The organism is Aquimarina acroporae (assembly GCF_023195925.1).
Classification (GTDB): Bacteria; Bacteroidota; Bacteroidia; order Flavobacteriales; family Flavobacteriaceae; genus Aquimarina; species Aquimarina acroporae.
This window is the reverse complement of record NZ_JALPRE010000036.1, coordinates 1-3402: the sequence shown is the minus strand read 5'-3', so window position 1 is coordinate 3402 and position 3402 is coordinate 1. Positions and strand designations below refer to the sequence as shown.

2 protein-coding genes are annotated in these 3402 nt (G+C 36.8%); both read right to left on the bottom strand.

The genetic code is table 11. From position 1 onward, the window contains the following. A partial coding sequence (locus M0D21_RS22885) for a peptidase domain-containing ABC transporter (RefSeq protein ID WP_248334353.1) occupies positions 1–2148 on the bottom strand: 2148 nt, incomplete at its 3' end. Between the two features lie 14 nt (positions 2149–2162). After that, positions 2163–3332, bottom strand: coding sequence for an HlyD family secretion protein (locus tag M0D21_RS22880; RefSeq protein ID WP_248334351.1), 1170 nt, complete (start codon positions 3330–3332; stop codon positions 2163–2165). Between the last annotated feature and the right edge of the window lie 70 nt (positions 3333–3402).

Here is a 3402-nt window from a genome sequence, read left to right as displayed (position 1 = left end):
AACTGGCATTTGTTTTTGCCATAGTTCATAATACTTTTCTTGTCTAGCGTAGAGTACTTCGTGGTTTCCTTCTTCGATCACCAGTCCTTTTTCCAGCACTACAATTTTATCAGCATTTACTACTGTGCTTAATCGATGTGCGATGATGATAATGGTTTTATCCTGGTCTCTTAAGCTTTGTACAGCTCTTTGAATGTAATTTTCTGAAGTACTATCTAGAGATGATGTTGCCTCATCTAATACCAAAACCTCTGGATTTTTATACAATGCTCTGGCGATGGCGATACGTTGTTTTTGCCCCCCAGATAAAGTAGCTCCATTCTCACCTAAGTATGTCGCAAAACCATTAGGTAAATTTTCTATAAACTCTAATATACCGATGGATTTGCATACCTCCATAATACGTTCTACATCGGGAGCAAATTCTCCAACAGCAATATTCTCAATCACATTACCCGCAAATAGATCTATTTTTTGTGGTACTACACTCACCAAATCTCGTAAGCTGCTATTGTCAATATGCTTTAGGTCTTGATTTCCTATTGAGATTTGCCCTTTTTGTATGGGATAAATATTCTGCAGTAATGACATCAAGGTAGATTTTCCCGATCCACTCTCACCAATAATGGCGGTAATCTTTCCTTGAGGGATTTGAAGGTTGAAATCCTTAAATACTTCTACTCTGGATCCATATCTAAAGCTCACATTTGAGAATTGAATATCTCCAACACTTTCCTGTGTCAGCTTTATTTTTCTTTCGTCTTCTTCTCTTTCCAAATCCATAATTTCAAACAAACGATCAGCAGCGATCAACGCATTTTGAATCTGCTTATTGGCACTGATTAGGCTCGCTACAGGGCTTGTAAAATATCCGATGATCGCATAAAAAGCCATAAGCTCTCCTGCCGTAATCTCTTTTTGAATAACAAAATAAGCTCCGCTCCAAAGTAAAATGATGGTAAAAAGTTGTGCGATGACTCCTGTACTTGAACCTGAAAAGACGCTATTAAGGGCTGATTTGTACCCTGTTTTTAATAGGTTAATAAATCTAGTTTCGGTTTTGATATTAGCATAATCTTCAAGTCCAAATCGTTTTATGGTACTCACAGAGTTTAGAGATTCGACGAGCTGGCTCTCCAAATCTGCTGATTTTTCCATGATTTCTCTCTCGGTACGTTTATTAAGCCTGTTGGTTACTACATAGATCACTGCATATAGTGGTATAATGGCAAGCATAATTAATGCTAGTTTCCAATAATAGGTAAACATGAGTCCAAAGGAGAAAACCAGAATCAATACATTTACTGTTAGGTTTAATGCTACTCCATTAATAAAAGCTCTTATTTTTACCGCGTCTCCTATACGAGATACAATTTCTCCTACACGCATGGTATCGAAAAACTGTTGTGGGAGTTTAAGTAGGTGTTTGTAGTATCCTAAAATTAAACGAGAATCTATTTGTTGTCCGGTTTTAATAAGAAATACATCTTTATAAGCTCCAATAATTAACTTTAGTATAAGTAATCCAACCATGACGACTCCCAATAAGTTGAGCAGTTTGGTACTAGTACCCATAAACACATGATCGGTAAGTTTTTGAATGTAAATCGAGGTCGAAAACCCTAATAAAGTATAAATAATAGCTCCTACAAAAGCTTGAATGAGCACGCCTTTATGTGGTTTTAGCAAAAACCAAAACCGCTTGAAAACAGATACTTTTTCATTACCAGTTACAAAATCTTCTTTGGGTAATAATAGTACTAATACTCCTGTCCATTCTTTGGTAAACTCTTCATGGGTTTTTTTATGAAACTTTCCATCACCTGGATCCATGATTTTAATATGATCTTTGGTTACCTCATAAATCACTACATAATGATGCAATCGTTCTCTAACAATTACATGGGCAATAGCCGGTTTAGGGATTTTAAACAAGCTTTCTAGGTCTCCCCGTACTCCTTTAGCTTCAAAGCCAAGTTTGTTGGCAGCTTCAATCAACCCCAATACGTTAGTTCCTTTTTTATCCGTACTTGCAAATTGACGAATACGTGCAATAGGAATTTGTAATTTATAATGCGCTGAGATTGATGCTAAACATGCTGCACCGCAATCGGTTATATCGTGTTGTTTTATTCTGGTCTTTGCCATGATGTTTTCTTTTTTTAGCGTTGAACTTGTGCAATGGTTGGACTCGATGGGTTTAACCAATCGTCTACTTTGTCATACAACAAATCGAATAAGGTGCGCTCAGTAAGTTGAAATCTAGCACTCAAGGTCATTCCTTTGTTAAAATTGCCTTTGAAGCCATTTTTAAGCCTTAGGTGATTTTGATCTATTTTACAGCGTACTTTAAATACTGGTGACTCGTTAATGATATCAACATCTTTACTTACTTCCAGAATCTCTCCAGTTGCTAATCCCCATTGATTGTAATTAAAAGCATCAATTTGGAAGTTTACTTTTTTGTCTTTACTCACCAGTCCAATATCAGAGGGTGACAAATAACATTCCGCAATAAGTCCTGTATCTGGTGAAATTTCTGCAATACTTCCTCCTCCTAAAAGGAAACTTCCTTTTTCGATTCCAACCACATTTTTTAAGATCCCGTCAATAGGAGCAGTAATGACCAATTCTTTTTGGTTTTGCTCTAGCTGCGATAATCCCCCTTCAAGATCACGGAGAGTATTTCGATATTCGGTTACACTAGCTTGCCAGTTGTTTTTTTGTTGTTTACGATATTGCGTTAAGGTATTGGCTGCCAATTGGTGCTCAAAAGCACTGTTTTCATATTCTACTTTGGCAACGACACCTTTGCGATATAACTTTTCATTACGCTCGGCATCTATTTTGGTTTTCTTAAAACGTGTTTGTAGTTCACTGACTTTTTGAGTGAAGTACAAATACTCCTTTTGATAGCGTGCCGATACAATGTTAGAAAATCTAGGATTTGAGGTGTTCACTAAATACTCACAATCAGCAATAAATTGCTTAGTTTCCTCTAGTTGAGAAGCAGAGCGTTGTATCTTGTCTTTTACTACTGTCGCATTGGTCATTAATAGCGTATCCCCTTTTTTAACCACCTGGTTATCTGCCATATCTACAAATACCACCTTGCCCGATTGTAAAGGAGTAATGGCAATACGCTCTTTACTGGGCCGTAGCATCCCTCTGGCAGTAGTATAAATATCAACTTTTATAAAAGGTAGTAACGCCAATGCGATGACCAGAGTGATTAAAATGGTAGCGTATATGGTTTTACTCCTACTGCTATGCTCAAACTGATGCACCTCGACGGTGTTTTCGATAATTTCTTTGGGAAAAAGCTGTTTCATCTGACTGAATTTATTTGTGTTAAAAAATGAATTGATAAAGAGCAACCGTCATATCAACTACAAAATGTGA